The sequence below is a fragment of the Candidatus Accumulibacter similis genome (assembly GCA_013347225.1).
Lineage (GTDB): Bacteria > Pseudomonadota > Gammaproteobacteria > Burkholderiales > Rhodocyclaceae > Accumulibacter > Accumulibacter similis.
In genome coordinates this window covers 4068951-4086256 of record CP054595.1, presented here as the reverse complement: position 1 = coordinate 4086256, position 17306 = coordinate 4068951, and the positions used below count along the sequence as shown (strand labels likewise).

13 protein-coding genes, 1 pseudogene and 2 riboswitches are annotated in these 17306 nt (G+C 67.4%); of the genes and pseudogenes, 3 read left to right on the top strand and 11 right to left on the bottom strand.

Annotated elements, in window-relative coordinates; translation table 11 throughout:
- Positions 1 to 40 precede the first annotated feature (40 nt).
- Both HT579_18010 and HT579_18005 read right to left on the bottom strand, forming a co-directional pair.
- Positions 41 to 772, bottom strand: coding sequence for an alpha/beta hydrolase (locus HT579_18010; protein ID QKS30644.1), 732 nt, complete (start codon positions 770 to 772; stop codon positions 41 to 43).
- Between the two features lie 121 nt (positions 773 to 893).
- A complete protein-coding gene (locus HT579_18005) occupies positions 894 to 1895 on the bottom strand; it encodes an AAA family ATPase (protein QKS30643.1) in 1002 nt (333 codons plus the stop codon).
- A 467-nt stretch (positions 1896 to 2362) separates the two neighbouring features.
- On the opposite strand from HT579_18005, the gene HT579_18000 reads away from it, so the two are divergent.
- The gene (locus HT579_18000) at positions 2363 to 5197 is read left to right on the top strand and encodes a DEAD/DEAH box helicase family protein (GenBank protein ID QKS30642.1); all 2835 of its coding nucleotides are present in this window, start codon (positions 2363 to 2365) and stop codon (positions 5195 to 5197) included.
- 166 nt (positions 5198 to 5363) lie between these two features.
- Here the strand turns inward: HT579_18000 and HT579_17995 are convergent.
- The 9 genes and pseudogenes from HT579_17995 to gcvT form a co-directional block, all read right to left on the bottom strand.
- Positions 5364 to 5513, bottom strand: a pseudogene (locus tag HT579_17995) (transcriptional regulator).
- Positions 5514 to 5565: 52 nt separating this feature from the next.
- Complete coding sequence (locus tag HT579_17990; GenBank protein QKS31704.1) at positions 5566 to 6768, bottom strand: multidrug effflux MFS transporter; 1203 nt, start codon at positions 6766 to 6768, stop codon at positions 5566 to 5568.
- A 106-nt stretch (positions 6769 to 6874) separates the two neighbouring features.
- Positions 6875 to 7147, bottom strand: coding sequence for a hypothetical protein (locus HT579_17985; protein QKS27485.1), 273 nt, complete (start codon positions 7145 to 7147; stop codon positions 6875 to 6877).
- 125 nt (positions 7148 to 7272) lie between these two features.
- A complete protein-coding gene (locus HT579_17980; protein ID QKS30641.1) occupies positions 7273 to 8064 on the bottom strand; it encodes a ferritin-like domain-containing protein in 792 nt (263 codons plus the stop codon).
- Positions 8061 to 8651, bottom strand: coding sequence for a DUF2946 family protein (locus HT579_17975; GenBank protein ID QKS30640.1), 591 nt, complete (start codon positions 8649 to 8651; stop codon positions 8061 to 8063). Before HT579_17975 ends, HT579_17980 begins: the two co-directional genes overlap by 4 nt.
- Before the next feature lie 117 nt (positions 8652 to 8768).
- Entirely contained in the window at positions 8769 to 9251 is a 483-nt protein-coding gene (locus HT579_17970) for a glutathione peroxidase (protein QKS30639.1), read from the bottom strand.
- 29 nt (positions 9252 to 9280) lie between these two features.
- Positions 9281 to 12184, bottom strand: a complete 2904-nt coding sequence (gene gcvP, locus HT579_17965) for an aminomethyl-transferring glycine dehydrogenase (GenBank protein ID QKS30638.1) — start codon at positions 12182 to 12184, stop codon at positions 9281 to 9283.
- Positions 12185 to 12211: 27 nt separating this feature from the next.
- Positions 12212 to 12595, bottom strand: a complete 384-nt coding sequence (gene gcvH, locus HT579_17960) for a glycine cleavage system protein GcvH (protein ID QKS30637.1) — start codon at positions 12593 to 12595, stop codon at positions 12212 to 12214.
- 49 nt (positions 12596 to 12644) lie between these two features.
- Positions 12645 to 13733 carry a glycine cleavage system aminomethyltransferase GcvT gene (gene gcvT, locus HT579_17955; GenBank protein ID QKS30636.1) on the bottom strand — a complete coding sequence of 363 codons (1089 nt, stop codon included), beginning with the start codon at positions 13731 to 13733 and terminating at the stop codon, positions 12645 to 12647.
- A gap of 77 nt (positions 13734 to 13810) precedes the next feature.
- Positions 13811 to 13913: riboswitch (glycine riboswitch) on the bottom strand.
- Positions 13914 to 13916: 3 nt separating this feature from the next.
- Positions 13917 to 14003, bottom strand: a riboswitch (glycine riboswitch).
- A gap of 327 nt (positions 14004 to 14330) precedes the next feature.
- Here gcvT and urtA point away from each other — a divergent pair.
- Entirely contained in the window at positions 14331 to 15599 is a 1269-nt protein-coding gene (gene urtA / locus HT579_17950; protein QKS30635.1) for an urea ABC transporter substrate-binding protein, read from the top strand.
- 92 nt (positions 15600 to 15691) lie between these two features.
- Positions 15692 to 17293, top strand: a complete 1602-nt coding sequence (gene urtB / locus HT579_17945; protein ID QKS30634.1) for an urea ABC transporter permease subunit UrtB — start codon at positions 15692 to 15694, stop codon at positions 17291 to 17293.
- Positions 17294 to 17306: the final 13 nt, after the last annotated feature.

The window sequence follows — 17306 nt, the reverse complement described above, 5'->3', positions numbered from 1 at the left end:
GTGGACCGCTCGCGACTGCGGCACGACGCCGGCTTCGGGATCAATCGGCCGCAGTGAGCAGGAAGTCGATCGCCTGGCGCCACCAGTTCGCGTCGAGCCGATAGATCCAGTCGTTGTGATCGGCGCCCTCGATCAGCGCCAGGCGCTTGGGTTGCGGCAGGCCATCGTACAGCGCCCGTCCGAAGCGGGCGGGGACGATCCGGTCGTCCGCCGCGATGGCGACCAGCACAGGCCGCTGCAGGCCGGCGAGATGGCTCGTGCTGTCGTAGCGGTCGCGCAGCAGCAGCCTGACCGGCAGCAGCGGGTAGTGGTGGCTGGCGACGTTCTCCAGCCTGTCCCACGGTGTGATCAGGAGCAGGCCATTGATCGCTGCGCGCTGGCGCACACTGGCTGCCGCTGCCACGCCAGCCCCGAGCGATTCGCCAATGATCAACAGCGGTCCGCCGTAGCGGCTGTGCGCGAGCGCGATCGTCCGTTCGGCGTCGGCCACCAGGCTCGCCTCACCGAGATCACCGGTGCGCGGGCCGTAGGCCGGATACTCGGCGAGGATGACGCGCAGGCCGAGTGGCGCGAGTGCGTCACTGTAGAACTGGCGGTGACCGGCATGCCCGGCATTGCCGTGGAAGACGATCGCCGTCGCGCGCGCCAGAGTGGCCGGCTCGGCAAGCAGGCCGCGGAAGTCGTTGGCGCTCGGCCAGGGAGCGAGCCCGCCGGCGGTCATTTCGCCAACGCTGGCGCGCTGCGGGAAGTAGAGCAGATGGTTCTGGAACATGGCGATTCCCGTGCACGCGAGCAGATAGGAAACGATGCAGAGGGCTGCGACGCGCAGCGCTGCGGCGGCCGCAGCGCGCGCGTCCGGCCAGGGCCTGGCGCCGGCAGCGGCGGGGCGGTTGCTACTTGCGCCGGAAATAGCGGGCGTCTTCAAACAATGACGAGATTTCAACCTTGCAGATCTCCGGGTTGTCCGGTATCAGGTAGAGGATCGGCGTGATCAGTTCCTCGAAGATGCCACGCAGGCTGCGCGCGCCGGTCTTGTACTCGAGCGCGAGCTCGGCGATCTGCTCGAAAACGCGCGGGCCGATGCTCAGTTCGACCCCTTCATCACGGAAGATCTCGATGTACTGGCGGTAGATCGAATTCTTCGCCGTACTCATGATGCGCACCAGCATCGGCTTGCTCAGCTCGTGCAGCCTGGCGATCACCGGCAGGCGACCGGTGAACTCGGGGATCAGCCCGAACTCGAAGAGGTCGGTCGGCTTGACGCGTTTGTTGAGCCGGTCGAGGATGTTCTGGTTGTCGTCGGCTGAGGTGGCAATGAAGCCGAAGCCGTGCGTCCGCGCCATGATGTTCTCGAGACCGACGAAAGCGCCGCCGCAGATGAACAGGATGTTGGCCGTGTCGATGTAGCGGTTGTCGTTCAGCTTGACCGGCGATCCCTCCATGATCTTCAGCAGCGCATGCTGCACGCTCTCGCCCGAACTGCTCCCGGCGGCCGCGTTCGAGCTTCGCAGCTTGTCGATCTCGTCGATGAAGACGATCCCCTGCTGCGCGTGTTCGATGTTGCCATCGGCCTTGTCGAGCAGCCGTTGCAGTGCCGCCTCGATCTCCTCGTTGGCGTACTTGGTCTGCGCCAGCGAGGTTGCGTCGGCGGTGACGAACGGCACCTTCAGCATCCGCGACAGCGTGTCGCAGAGCAGCGTCTTGCCGGTGCCCGAGGGTCCAACGAGGAGCACGTTGCTCTTGGCGATCGCCCCCTGGTCGTTGCGCAGCGTGGCGATCTTGCGGTAGTGCGAATAGACCGCGACGGCGAGGACCTTCTTGGCCTCATCCTGGCCGATGACGTACTCATCGAGGTACCTGACGATGGTACTGGGTGTCGTTTCTCTGGCGAGCAAGCTGTTCTACCCCGGATCCAAATGATGGTCGTTCGACGATTCGCGGCCGGCGGGCGGTGCCTCGCGGGCACGATTCGCCATCCCCAGGCTATCTTACGGTGAAACGGCCGTGGGCGGGCATCCGCAGCGAGCAACCGGCTCCCGCCTTGTGTTGCCGTCGCCACGAAGCGACGTTTCGCGCTGTCATGCGAATCGCAATGGCGGCGACAGTGCAGGAAACTCATCTTTTCAGACCGCTGCCGATAGTGACAAGGCGAATTCCAGGCATTGCCATCGCAAACCGTCCAGGAGTGTTGTCATCCGCGCTCTCGCGGGGATGGCTGCACGCTCGCTGCAAACCACATATGCTGGCTGGCCGGAAATGCAGGGCGCCCGGGCCGGGCGGTGCTGCGCGCAACCCCAATTGACCGCTCGCGAGCGGGCCACCTATACTCGTCAGGGTTGCCCATGGCCGTTCGTTTCACCCAATGAGCGCCGATGCCGCAGTCTCGCAGCACTCCACCGTAGACGCCAAGATCGCCCTGTTCCGGTCGCTCTTCCGGGGGCGGGACGACCTCTATGCGCGCCGTTTCGCAAGTCTGCGTACCGGCAAGACGGGTTACAGTCCCGCCTGTGCCAACGAGTGGGCGCGGGGTCTGTGCGACAAACGGGTGGTCAGGTGCCAGGACTGCCCGAGTCGGCGATTCCTGCCACTGAGCGACGAAACCATTCGCCAGCATCTGACGGGCCACGACGACCGTGGTCGCGAGTTCGTCGTCGGCGTTTACCCGATGCTTCTCGACGAGACCTGCTTCTTTCTCGCCATCGACTTCGACAAGGAGGGCTGGCGTGCGGACATCGGCGCCGTTCGCGAGACCTGCCGACAACTCGGGCTGCCGGCAGCGGTCGAGCGATCGCGCTCGGGCAACGGTGGCCACCTGTGGTTGTTCTTCGCCGAGGCCCTGCCGGCTGTTCTGGCGAGGAAGCTGGGTGCGCACATCCTCACCGAGACGATGGAACGACGACCGGAAATCGGGCTGGATTCGTACGACCGGTTGTTCCCGAACCAGGACACCCTGCCCAAGGGCGGTTTCGGCAACCTGATCGCATTGCCGCTGCAGAAGCGTCCGCGGGAGAGCGACGACAGCGTGTTCCTCGACGAACGGTTGCTTCCCTGGCCGGATCAGTGGGCGTTTCTGTCGACCATGCAAAGGATCACCCATGCGCAAGCAGAGTCCATCGTCCGCGCCGCCGAGCAGCGCGGCCGTGTCGTCGGGGTTCGCTTGCCCGTCCTCGATGAAGACCAGGAAGGCGACGCAGAACCATGGAACGTGCCGCCGTCGCGCCGCCGAGCCGAATCGCCGATCGTCGGGCCTTTGCCCGAACGACTGGAACTGATCCTCGGCAACGAGATATACGTTGCCCGGGAGGGGTTGCCAGCCGCCTTGCGCAATCGCATGCTGCGGCTGGCGGCGTTCCAGAATCCCGAGTTCTACCGCGCGCAGGCGATGCGCCTGCCGACCTTCGGCAAGCCACGGGTGATCTCCTGCGCCGCGGAGCATCCGCTGCATATCGGTCTGCCACGCGGCTGCCTGGACGAAGTCCAGGGTCTGCTGGGCAGCCTCGGCATCGAATGCATCGTGCGCGACGAGCGCCACCCCGGCGTGCCGCTGGGCGTCACGTTCCACGGCAGCTTGCGGCCGCAGCAGTTGGTCGCCGCCCAGGCCCTGGCCGGCCACGACCAGGGAGTTCTCGCGGCGACCACCGCTTTCGGCAAGACCGTCGTCGCGGCGTGGCTGATCGCCAGGCGCGGCGTCAGCACCCTGGTGCTCGTGCACCGCCAGCAACTGTTGGAGCAGTGGGTCGAACGACTGGCAAGCTTCCTGGGCTTGCCGGCCAAGGCCATCGGCCGCATCGGCGGCGGCCGCAACAGGCCGAACGGCACGCTCGACGTGGCGCTGATCCAGAGTCTCGTCCGCGCGGGCGTGGTCGATGACCGCGTCGGGGAATACGGGCACCTGGTTGTGGACGAATGCCATCACCTGCCGGCGTCGAACTTCGAGCAGTTGGTCCGGCGGGCGAAGGGCCGGTATGTCCTTGGCCTGTCGGCGACCGTGACCCGCAAGGACGGGCACCACCCGATGGTCTTCATGCAGTGCGGACCGGTCCGCCATCGAGTCAGTGCGCGCGAACAGGCAGCAGAGCGACCTTTCACCCACAACGTCTGGGTGCGTCCGACGGCTTTCCGTCCGGACTCCGGCGGGGACCCCGACCTGCGTGTCCAGTTTCATGATCTATACGAGGCGCTGATCGCCGACGACAGGCGGAATCGACTGATCGTCGATGACGTCGCGGCGGCAGTTCGCGAGGGACGTTCGCCGGTCGTGCTGACCGAACGAACCGGTCATCTCGAACGACTGGCCGAGCGACTGTCGCCGATCGCGCGCCACCTCGTGGTCCTGCGCGGCGGCATGGGCAGGAGGCAATTGCAGGATGCGCGCGCGCGACTGGCGGCCATCCCGGAGGGCGAGGAACGGGTCGTCCTGGCGACCGGCGGCTACCTCGGCGAGGGATTTGACGACGCCCGTCTCGACACCCTGTTCCTGACGCTGCCGGTTTCGTGGCGCGGAACGATTGCCCAGTATGCCGGCCGTCTGCATCGCCTGCACGACAGCAAGCGGGAGGTCCGCATCTACGATTACGCCGACCTCAATGTGCCGATGCTGGCGCGGATGTTCGACCGGCGCTGCAAGGGCTACGAAGCGGTCGGGTACACCAGTCTGCTGCCGGCGAGCGCGGCGCCGGGCTGGCCGCCGGAGGTGCCGCTGCCGGTCGAAGGGGAATGGAAGCGCGATTACGCCGCGAGCGTCCAGCGCCTGCTGCGCGACGGGGTGGACGCGCCGCTCGGCGAGCTGTTCGTGGACGTCGCTTGCACGTTCAAGCCCGGGGCGACCGGTACCGAGCGGGCGCGCAGTGCCAGCGAAGCCTTCCTCTACCGGCGCCTGCAGACGCTTCCCGACACCGCCGGGAAGTTTCGTCTCAATGTCGAATTGCCGATTCCCTTCGACGGGCGTGGCGGAATGGAGGTCGATCTGCTGGCGGCTGAGGCGCGGGTGGCGGTGGAAATCGATGGTCCGCAACACCTGGCCGACCGCGAAGCCTACCGCCGCGACCGGCGCAAGGATGCGTTGCTGCAGGAGAACGGCTACGTCGTGCTGCGCTTTCTCGCCGAGGATGTCGGCAAACATCTCGACGATGTCCTCGACACGCTGCTGCGCACCCTGGCGCGTCGGCAGCGCGATCCGGGCCCGGGCCGGGGATGAGGTGGAAAGCGCTGCCCAGGTTCCTGACCGCCTGCTGGAAGTCGAGGGCTTCGATTCCTTCAGGCAGTGCCTTGCTGGGCCGTCGCCCAGGCGCACTGGCTGGCGAAACGGCGGTTCTTTCCCCTCGAGGCAAGAGCGGCCGGATCGACGAGTTGGATCCGGTGGTTTACGGCGTTGGGTTGCCGCCCAGATCGGCAAAGGTACTGATCTTCACGGCGCCGTCCGGAAAACGCGCCACCAGATCCCGTTCGCCGCCCATCGCCTCGATATGGCCGCGCAAGGTGGAGAGATAGATGTCCGTACGCTTCTCGACCCGTCTTGTTGTCGCCGATGGGCAGGATGAATGCTCCTCGGGGATCGACGTGGGGTCAACGGCCACGGCGCAGCAGCAGGTACCACGAAACGGGGGCGAGCAGGGTGCAGATCGCCACCGCTGTCGCCAGTGCTGCGCCACCGCCCGACAACCCGTGGCCGACGGCGATTCCCACCAGTGCGGCGACCGTCATCTGGACGAAGCCCATCAGCGCCGACGCCGCGCCCGCCATGTCGGGGTAGGGGGCGAGCGCGCGGGCGATCGCGTTCGGCATCACGAGGCCGGTTGCCATGGTGCAGAAGAACATCGGCACCAGGATGGCGGCCAGCGTGTGCACGCCGGCGAACTCGAGCAGCGCCATGACGAGGCCGGCGACGGCACCGATCCAGGCGCCGAACAGAAGCAGGTGGTCGCTGCCCAGCCGTCGTACCAGCCGTCCGGAAGTCAGCGAACCGAGCAGGTAGCCGGCGATGACGCTGCCGAAGCAGATGCCGTAGATCTGCGGCGTCAGCCCGTGCCGCTCGGCGAGGACGAATGACGACGCCGAAATGAACGCGAAGAGCGCGCTGTAGGAGAAGGAGAAGGTGAGCAGGTAGCCGAGGTAGGCGCGGTTGGCCAGCAGTTTGGCGAAGTTGGCGAACATCTGCCGTGGGCTGGTGGCTGCCGGGTCACGCCGCAGATTGCTTTCGCCGAGCGTGCGCGCGACCATCAGCAGTTGTCCGCCGGCGATCAGCAGAAGGAGCACGAAGTTCGACTGCCAGCCGCAGAGGACGGTCAGGAAGCCGCCCAGGGTTGGCCCGACCAGCGGTGCGATGGCCATCGCGCTGCCCATGTAGGCGATGATGCGGGCCGACTCGCTGCCGCCCCATATGTCGCGCACGATGGCGCGTCCGATCACCGGCCCGGCGCAGGCGCCGAGCGCCTGCACGAAGCGTGCGCCGATCAGCGTCGCGATGTCGGGGGCGAAGATGCAGCCGAGCGAGCCGAGACAGTAGAGCGCCAGTCCGCCGAGCAGCGCTGGGCGGCGCCCGCAACGGTCGGACAGCGGGCCGTAGAAGATCTGCCCGCAGGCGAAGCCGGCGAGAAACACCGACAGCGTCAGCTGCACCCCGGCTGCATCGCTGGCGAAAACCTTGGCGAGCGTCGGCAGAGCCGGCAGGTAGAGATCGGTCGATAGCGGCCCGAGCGCCACCAGCGTCGTCAGCAGCAGCGCCAGGCCGGCGGATGGGCGTGGGGTGCCTAGCACGGCAGCCGCCAGCGCGACGAGAGACCGGTCGTCGCCGGCAGGCCGGAGTCGGTCGGGCGGCGATGCCGGCGCGATCCGACGCCTGCTGCGCGTCGCTCGGCAACCGGTGCAGGCACGCCTAGGGGTGCCGGAAGTCGAGGAACATCTTGAAGCAACGGGCGAAGGCGAGCGGCGTCTCGCAGTGTTCCGCCCAGAGTTCGGCCGTGACCGAGAACGATACCTCGCCGTCGGCTTCGCGATCCTTGACCCAGACCAGGCGGCGATCGCTGTAGACGCCGGTCGGCAGATGCTTGCCGATGAACTCCCAAACGCCCTCCAGACTGTCGAAGCTGGCAAGATCACCGGAGCCGTCGGCCCCTTCCTCTTCTTCCATGAAAACCTGATAGCGCATGACAGGACTCGCTGTAGTAGAGCGCCGCCGGCACGCCACCGGTGGCACGTTGCTCAAGGTTTGGCGCGGCTGATCGCTGCATCCGCGCCGTCGCAATGGCGGACCCGGTACCGGGCCCGCAACACCTATCCGGCCTGCAGGGCCGCCAGCTCCCGCTCGTCGAAGCCGGCGGCGCGCCGGGCGTCCAGGTTGAAGGGGCCGCGCGGGCGCGGTGCCCGAAAACGTCGCGCGAGTTCGGCCTGGCAGGCCAGCGCGTCGCGGCCGTGGCGATCGCAAAGCCAGTGATACCAGCGGTTGCCGATGCGCACATGCGCCACCTCGTCGCGCAGGATGATGTCGAGCAGCGCTGCACCCTGCTCGTCACCTGCACGCCGGAGCTTGTCACGAATCAGCGGCGCGGCGTCGAGGCCGCGCGCTTCGAGGACTCGCGGCACGAGCGCGAGTCGCGCCAGCAGGTCGTCGCGGGTTCTCTCGGCCATTTCCCAGAGCCCGTCGTGCGCCGGGAAGTCGCCGTAGCGAAAGCCCATCGTCTGCAGGTGGCCGTGCAGCAACTGGAAATGCTGCGACTCCTCGCGCGCGACGCCGATCCAGTCGCGGTAGAAGTCGCCGGGCAGGCCGCCGAAGCGCCAGACGGCATCAAGCGCCAGATTGACCGCGTTCAGTTCGATGTGCGCCAGCGAATGAAACAGGGCTGCGCGTCCCTGGCGCGTGCTGACCGGCCGCTGTGCGAGTTGCGCCGGCGCGACCAGCACCGGCCGCGCGCTGCGGCCGGGAAGGGTCTCGGAGAGCAGCCGGCTGCTGTCCGGGTCGGCCGGCGCCTGCTCGCCGGCAGGCGGCGGGATGGCGTCGACGGCGGCGCACTTCGCCGCCGGGTCAGCGAGCAGCAGGGCGTCGAGCGCGAGTTGCCGCGGGTTCAACGCCGCTCCTCGATTGCCGCCGGCTTCGGCGAGGCGACGAAGCCATAATGTCGCGCGACATCGGCACGGCGGAGCGAGCGCACCGGCACCCGTGTTCCTCGCCACGACAGCGTCAGCGGGCTGGCCTCGCCATCGACCGGGCGCATGGCGGCGAGCACGCTGGCGTCATCGGCCGGCATGCCGTTTTCCAGCAGCAGGCAGCCGTGCAGCGCAGGGAGATCGTGGTCGCAGAGCAGCGCGATGCCTTCGGGGATCTCGAGCAGGAGGTTCCCCTGTTCGTCGATGGCGGCGCCGCGAATCCCGTCGACCGGCGTGCCGACGTGCGTCTCGAGTTCGCCCGTGGCACCAAGACGCACCACCCAGGGGGTGTACTCGAGCTCGACATAGACGCGCTGCGGGCCATTCTGGACGAAATGGTTGCCGTCCTGATCGCAGCCGTACTGCCGGTCGAGGAAGGCGATGAGGCCCGCATGCGTGAGCGTCTCGCCGCGCAGACGCCAGCGGCCGCGGCGATCGAGCGCCAGCCAGCCGTAGCAGGCGGGCACGTTCGGCCAGCGCAGCAGGGCGCTGAGGTCGGGAGTGGGCATTGGCGCCGCTCCGCGTGTCGCCTCAGCGATGCATCGGCGCTGCGTCGTCGGCCGCTGCCGCGGCGCGGGCCAGCGGCTGTTGCCGGGCGTTGCCATGAACCGGCCGGCGGCAGCGGCTCACAGCAGTTCCTCGATGTCGCGCGCGATGCTGTCCGGGGCGGTTGCCGGGGCGTAGCGCTGCACGACTTCGCCCGCCCGGTCGACGAGGAACTTGGTGAAGTTCCACTTGATCGCCTCGCTGCCGAGCAGGCCCGGTGCGGCTTGCTTCAGATACTGGTAGAGCGGGTGCGCGTGGTCGCCATTGACCTCGATCCGCGCGAACATCGGGAAGCTGACGCCGTAGTTCTTCTGGCAGAAGCTGGCGATTTCCTCGGCATCGCCCGGCTCCTGGACGCCGAACTGGTTGCAGGGAAAACCGAGAACGACCAGACCGCGCTCCCGGTAATGCTCGTAGAGCGCTTCGAGGCCGGCGTACTGGGGCGTGAAGCCGCATTGGCTGGCGGTGTTGACGATCAACAGGACTTTCCCGGCATAGTCGGCCAGCGACTGCTCACCGCCGCCGAGCCGCTCGGCGCTGAACTGGTGGATGCTTGCGCTCATGTGCTTGCCCTCACTGTGTGGTGGATCGGTTAGAACTCCCCGGGTTCGTCGGACTCGTCGACCGGCACGCAGGAGCAGAACAGGTGGCGGTCGCCGTAGACGTCGTCGACGCGATTGACGCTCGGCCAGAACTTGTTCTCCGCCACCCAGGGCAGCGGAAAGGCCGCCTGCTGACGGCTGTACGGTCGCTGCCACTGTTCGTCGACGATGTCGGCCTGCGTGTGCGGCGCGCGCTTCAGCGGGTTGTCGTCCGCCGGCCAGTGGCCGGCCTCGATCTGGCGGATCTCGTTGCGGATGCTGATCATCGCCGCGATGAAGCGATCGAGTTCGTCCTTCGCTTCGGACTCGGTCGGTTCGACCATCATCGTTCCGGCCACCGGGAAACTGACCGTCGGCGCGTGAAAGCCGTAGTCCATCAGACGCTTGGCGATGTCGATCTCGGAAACGCCGGTGGCCGCCTTGAGCGGGCGGATGTCGAGGATGCACTCGTGCGCGACGCGGCCGTTGCTGCCGGTGTACAGCACCGGGTAATGCTGCTGCAGTCGCGCGCCGATGTAATTGGCGTTGAGGATCGCCACTTCGGTGGCCCGCGTCAGTCCGCTGCCGCCCATCATCGCGATGTACATCCAGGAGATCGGCAGGATCGAGGCAGAGCCCCACGGCGCCGCGGCAACCGCCCCCTGGCCGCGGTGCGGACCGGCGACCGGCTGCACGCAGTGGTTGGCCATGAACGGCGCGAGATGCGCCTTGAGACCGATCGGACCCATGCCCGGGCCGCCGCCGCCATGCGGGATGCAGAAGGTCTTGTGCAGGTTCATGTGGCTGACGTCGGCGCCGATCAGCGCCGGCGAGGTCAGTCCGACCTGCGCGTTGAGGTTGGCGCCATCCATGTAGACCTGGCCACCATGCTGGTGCACGACGGCGCAGATGTCGCTGATCGCTGCCTCGAAGACGCCGTGCGTCGACGGATAGGTGATCATCAGGCAGGCGAGGTTGGCGGCATGTTGCGCCGCCTTCGCCGCCAGGTCGGCGACATCGATGTTGCCGGAGTCGTCGCAGTCCACCACCACCACCCGCATGCCGCACATCTGGGCCGTCGCGGGATTGGTGCCATGCGCCGATTTCGGGATGAGGCAGACGTTGCGCCGGCCTTCGCCGCGGCTGGCGTGATAGCGGGCAATCGCGACCAGACCGGCGTACTCGCCCTGCGCGCCCGAGTTCGGCTGCAGGCAGATGGCGTCGAAACCGGTGATCGCCCGCAGCCAGGCTTCCAGGTCGGCGATCATCTGCAGGTAGCCCTGCGCCTGATCGAGCGGCGCGAAGGGGTGCATGTCGCTGAACTCCGGCCAGGTGATCGGGATCATCTCGCTGCTGGCGTTGAGCTTCATGGTGCACGAGCCGAGCGAGATCATCGAATGGTCGAGCGCCAGGTCGCGGTTCTGCAGCTTCTTCAGATAGCGCAGCATCTGGTGCTCGGTATGGTGGGTGTTGAACACCGGGTGCGTCAGGATGGCGTCCTGGCGCAGCAGCGACGCCGGCAGGAACGGGTCGGCACGGCGCAGTTGCTCGTCGATCACGGCGAGGTCGGCATCGACGCCGGCGATCAGCCGGATCAGCGCGCCGATGTCGGCCCGCGTCGTCTTCTCGTTGATGGCGATCGCCACTGCGTCGGCCGACAGCAATCGCAGGTTGTAGCCGGCGTCGGCGGCGGCCGTGACGACGGCGGCCGCGCGGCCGGCAAGGCGCAGGCGCACGGTGTCGAAGAAGTGCCTGCTGTCGAGCTCGATCCCCGCCTGCCGCAAGCCTTCCGCGAGCAGCGCGGCGAGGCGGTGGATGCGGCCGGCGATGCTGCGCAGTCCCTGTGGGCCGTGGTAGACGGCGTACATGCCGGCGATGTTGGCGAGCAGGACCTGCGAGGTGCAGATGTTCGAATTGGCCTTTTCGCGCCGGATGTGCTGTTCGCGGGTCTGCAGCGCCATGCGCAGCGCCCGCTTGCCGCGCGCATCGACCGAGACGCCGATGATGCGGCCGGGGACGGCGCGCTTGTACTCGTCACGGGTGGCAAAGAACGCCGCATGCGGGCCGCCAAAGCCGAGCGGGACGCCAAAGCGCTGCGCCGAACCGAGCGCGATGTCGGCGCCCATCTCGCCGGGCGAGCGGAGCAGCACCAGCGCCATCAGGTCGGAGGCGACGGCGACGACGCCGCCACGTGCCTTGACGGCGGCGATGTGCGGAGCGAGGTCGGCGACCTCGCCAGCATCGTCCGGATACTGGAACAGGGCGCCGAAGACCTCCATCTGCGCTGCTTCGGAGGCAGTGCCGAAGACCAGTTCGAAGCCGAACCAGGTGGCGCGCGTCCGCAGCACGTCGGCGGTCTGCGGGAAGCACGCTGTGTCCACGAAGAAGCGTTGCGATGCCGACTTGCTGACGCGGCGCGCCATGCTCATCGCTTCGGCGGCCGCGGTCGCCTCGTCGAGCAGCGAAGCATTGGCGAGTTCGAGGCCGGTGAGGTCGATCACCATCTGCTGGTAATTGAGCAGCGCCTCCAGCCGTCCCTGCGCGAGTTCAGCCTGGTAGGGCGTATAGGCGGTGTACCAGCCGGGGTTCTCGAGTACGTTGCGCAGCACGACCGCTGGCGTCACGCTGTCGGCGTAGCCCATGCCGATCAGCGAATGCCGCCGGTGGTTGCGGCCGGCGATTGCCTTCAGCGCGGCGAGCGCCTCGATCTCGCTGCGCGGGCCGGCAAGCGGCAGCGGCGCCGCCAGCCGGATCGCCGCCGGCACCGTCTGGGCGATCAGTTCGCTGAGGCTGGCAAGGCCGATGGTCTCCAGCATGCTGGCGATCTCGCCGGCGTTGGGGCCGATGTGGCGGCCGGCAAAGTCGTCGCGCTGTTCGAGGGCCGCCAGCGGCGGCGAGGGAGGCGTGGCATCCATTTTCTCTTCCGGTGGTTCTGGCGGTGCCTAGGCGGCGGCAACGATCTCTTGGTAGGCGGCAGCGTCGAGCAGCCCGTCGAGGTCGTTGACGGCGGCTGGCCGCATGCGGAACAGCCAAGCCCCATAGGCGTCCTGGTTGACCAGTTCGGGTGCATCGGCGAGTGCCTGATTGCTTTCGATGACGCTGCCCGCCAGCGGCGCGTAGACGTCGGCCGCCGCCTTGACCGATTCGACGACGGCGGCTTCCTGTTCGGCCGCGAGTTCGCGCCCAGGCTCGGGCAGCTCGATGAAGACGAGGTCACCGAGCAGTTCCTGCGCATGATCGGTGATGCCGATGCTGATCGTGCCGTCGGTTTCCAGGCGGACCCATTCGTGGCTGCGGGTGTACTTGAGGTCGGTCGGGATGTTCACTTTCTCTCCTGATGAGTTGACGCGGGGCTGGCCGATGGCCAGGTCGGGATCAAACGAGGATGCTGCCGTTGCGGACGAAGCAGGGCTTGACGACGCGTGCCGCCAGCAACTTGTCGCGGACGCCGACCTGCACGCTGTCGCCGACCGCCGCGGCCAGCGGCAGGCGGGCGAGAGCGATCGCCCGCTGCAGCGTCGGCGAGAAGCTGCCGCTAGTGATTTCTCCCCGGCCGTGCGCGCTGTCGACCGCTTGATGGGCACGCAACACGCCGCGCTCGAGGAGCAGCAGGCCAAGGAAGCGGTACTGCTGCGGCCTCGCCAACAAGGCTGCCTTGCCGACGAAGTCGCGCGGCGAAGCGAGGTCGACGGTCCATGCCAGGCCGGCGTCGAGCGGCGAGACGCTTTCGTCCATATCCTGGCCATAGAGATTCATCCCCGCCTCGAGGCGCAGCGTATCGCGCGCAGCGAGACCGCAGGGCCGTGCTCCGGCGTCGGCCAGACGGTTCCAGAGGCTGGCGGCCTGCGCCGCCGGCAGCGTGATTTCATAGCCGTCCTCGCCCGTATAGCCGGTACTGGCGATCAACTGATCACCGACGGCGGCGGCGAAGAAGGGTTTCAGGCTGGCACTGGCCGGCCGGCACTCGGGCAGCGCCAGCCAGACCTTCTGCCGTGCCTGCGGACCCTGCACGGCGATCATCGCCAGCGCGCCTTCACCTTCCCTGCGGGCGGTGATCGTCACCGCCAGGCCCCACTCGTCGCGGCGGGCAGTCATCCAGCGCAGATCGTTGGCGGCCGTCGCGGCGTTGATGACGACGCGGAAGTCATTCTCGGCGAGGTGGTAGACGATGAGGTCGTCGATGACGCCGCCAGCCTCGTTGAGCATCGTGCTGTAGAGGGCCCGGCCATGCTGTTGCAGGCGGTCGACGTTGTTGGCGAGCAGCCGCCGCAGGAAGGCGCGCGCATCGCTGCCCTGGACATCGACCGCGCACATGTGCGAGACGTCGAACATGCCGGCATCGCGGCGCACGGCATGGTGCTCCTCGATTTGCGAACCATAGTGCAGAGGCATCTCCCAGCCAGCAAAATCGACCATTCGCGCGCCGCGTCGCCGGTGCTCTTCGTTCAGGACGGTTTTCTGCATCGTATCAATCCGTAACAGGATGGTGTTGAGGTGGATTCCAGAAGCGGAAAAGGGGCGAACTCGCGTCGAGTCCACCCCTCTGTCCATGTACCTGAGAGATTGTCTGGGCGACGCGCAGCAGCACGGTCGTCCTGGCCCCATCGGTGGGCGCCTCGCAGAAGCGGACGCCGCTCTCCAGAGTTCATTGCACGAACGGTCCCTTTGCCTGAGCGTTTCCGGGTGGATTGCGCCTTCGGCGACGGCAGTGCCGCGCTCTCCCATTCGCGGCGAGACTATAGCGCGCGGCGAACCCCGCCTGCAAGCGATTGCCGGCCGCGACCACCGACGTCGACCGGCGCGACCGATGCCGAGGCCGTTGCCCGCGACCGCTGACCACTCTGGTGCTGCGGCTCCCCTCCATCATGGTGCTCGCGACCGGCGCGCGCCCCAATCTGGTGCGGCGGCGCATGTGCAGGCTGCTGCGAGCCTCGCCAGACAGGCGCAGGAGGCTGTTCTCACGGTGTTTCCGCTAATTTTGGCAAAAGTGGCACGGACCTTGCTCTGTCCCTCGTCGAGGAAGAATTCTTCCCGATCCCACAACACTCGAGGAGCTGACAGATGGTACGTCGCAATTTCATGAAGACGATTTCGGCGGTCGCGGTGACCGCTGCCTTCGGACTCAACTCGTTCGCCGCAATGGCCGCCGAGACGATCAAGGTCGGGGTCCTGCATTCGCTGTCGGGCACCATGGCGATCTCGGAGACCGCGCTCAAGGAGACCGTCCTGATGGCGATCTCCGAGATCAACAGCAAGGGCGGCGTGCTCGGCAAGAAGCTCGAGCCGGTGGTCGTCGATCCGGCGTCGAACTGGCCGCTGTTCGCCGAGAAGGCACGCCAGTTGCTGAGCAAGGACAAGGTGGCGGTGACCTTCGGCTGCTGGACTTCGGTGTCGCGCAAGTCGGTGCTGCCGGTGTTCAAGGAACTCAACGGCCTGCTCTTCTATCCGGTGCAGTACGAGGGCGAGGAACTCGAGTACAACGTCTTCTACACCGGCGCGGCGCCAAACCAGCAGGCGATCCCGGCGGTCGAGTACCTGATGAGCAAGGACGGAGGTGAGGCCAAGCGCTTCGTTCTGCTCGGCACCGACTACGTGTATCCCCGGACGACCAACAAGATCCTGCGTGCCTTCCTGAAGTCGAAGGGGGTCGCCGACGCCGACATCATGGAGGAATACACGCCGTTCGGGCACAGCGACTACCAGACGATCATCGCCAAGATCAAGAAGTTCTCCAGCGAAGGCAAGAAGACGGCGGTCGTGTCGACCATCAACGGCGATTCGAACGTGCCGTTCTACAAGGAACTCGGCAACGCCGGCATCAAGGCGACCGATGTACCGGTAGTCGCCTTCTCGGTCGGCGAGGAAGAGCTGCGCGGCGTCGACACCAAGCCGCTGGTCGGCCACCTGGCGTCATGGAACTACTTCATGTCGCTGAAGAACCCGGAGAACGAGAAGTTCACCAAGTTGTACCGCGCCTGGGCGGTCAAGCAGAAGCTGCCGAACGCCGACAAGGCGGTCACCAACGATCCGATGGAAGCGACCTACATCGGCGTCTACATGTGGAAGCAGGCGGTCGAGAAGGCGAAATCGACCGACGTCGACAAGGTGATCGCGGCGATGGCGGGGCAGACTTTCAAGGCGCCGTCCGGATTCACGATCAAGATGGACGAGACGAACCACCACCTGCACAAGCCGGTGTTCATCGGCGAGATCAAGGCCGACGGGCAGTTCAACGTCGTCTGGAAGACGCCGGGACCAGTGCGGGCGCAGCCGTGGAGTCCGTTCATTCCGGGTAACGAGCAGCGGAAGGATCGGCCGGAAGGCAAGTAAGCCGGCATCGGCATGGCGCGCGCCGCCGCGGCGGCGCGCGGGCCGCCCCGCGGCGGGCATTTGCGGGCGGGGTGTGGCACGAGGGAAAAGGAATGCACAAGTTGCGATTACTGCTGGCAATCTGCCTGCTCGGCATCTCCTGCGCGCAGGCCGCGATCGATCCGGAGTTGCTCAAGCCGCTCGCCGACGACGACTCGGATCGACGCATTGCCGCCATCCTGGCGCTGGTCGAGGCTGCGCCGGACGAGGCGCAGCCGGTGCTCAAGGCGATGGCCGAGGACTCGCTGGCGCTCGCCGGCGAGCGCGTGGTGGTAGTGGGCGAAGGTGGTCGCGTCTTCGACGCGGCCAGCAAGCGCGAGCTGACACCGCCGCCGGTCGGCGTCGAGACGATCGGCATCAACAACCGGGTGCGGCGCGAACTGGCGTCGGCCCTGGCGGCACTGCGGCTGTTCTCGGCCGAGCGCGCGGTGCGCTGGCAGGCGGCGCTGGAAGTCAACCAGAGCGCTGACGCGAAGATGCTGCCGCTGCTCGAGCGCGCACTGGCGACGGAACAGGATGCCGCGATCCGCGCCCGGCTGCAGCTCGCGCGGGCGCAGGCGAGCCTCGGCTCGAGCGACGCCGACGTCCGCCTGGACGCGGTGCGCACGCTCGGCGAGAGCAGCGATCCGCGCGTCCGCCAGCTCCTGCTGCCGCTGACCGAGAAGCGCGGCGAAACCTGGGTCGAACCCGACAGCGCCGTGCGCGCCGCCGCCGGCACCTCGATCCGCTCGATCGAGGAGCGGCTGGCCTGGGCCGACAACCTCGGGCGCGCCTTCACCGGTCTGTCGCTCGGTTCGATCCTGCTGCTGGCGGCACTCGGGCTGGCGATCACCTACGGCGTCATGGGCGTGATCAACATGGCGCATGGCGAACTGCTGATGGTCGGCGCCTATGCGGCCTGGGCGATGCAGAGCGTCTTTCGCGCCCACCTGCCGGGGGCGCTCGACTGGTATCTGCTGGCGGCCATCCCGGTCGGCTTTCTCAGCGCGGCGCTGGTCGGCGTGCTGATGGAGCGGATCGTCATCCGCCACCTCTATGGCCGGCCGCTGGAGACGCTGCTCGCCACCTGGGGAATCTCTCTCTTCCTGATGCAGGTGGCGCGCACGCTGTTCGGCGCGCAGAACGTCGAGGTCGCCAACCCGAGCTGGATGGCTGGCGGCATCGAGTTGCTGCCGAACCTGATGCTGCCGTGGAACCGGATCATCATCGTCGCCTTCTCGATCGCCGTGCTGGTCGCCATGTGGGCCATTCTCAACCTCTCGCGGCTCGGCATGTTCGTCCGGGCGGTGACGCAGAACCGGCCGATGGCCGGCTGCGTCGGCGTCCCCACCGGCCGCATCGACACCCTGGCCTTCGGCCTTGGCGCCGGTATCGCCGGCCTCGGCGGCGTCGCGCTGTCGCAGATCGCCAACGTCGGCCCGGACATGGGGCAGGGCTACATCGTCGACTCGTTCATGGTCGTCGTCCTCGGTGGCGTCGGTCAGCTTGCCGGTGCCGTCTGGGCCGCGCTCGGTCTCGGCGTGTTCACCAAGTTCCTCGAAGGCTGGACGGGCGCCGTCGTCGCCAAGATCGTCGTCCTCGTCCTCATCATCGTCTTCATCCAGAAGCGTCCGCAGGGCCTGTTCGCCCTCAAGGGCCGTTTCGTCGAATCCTGACCGGGGAACGAAG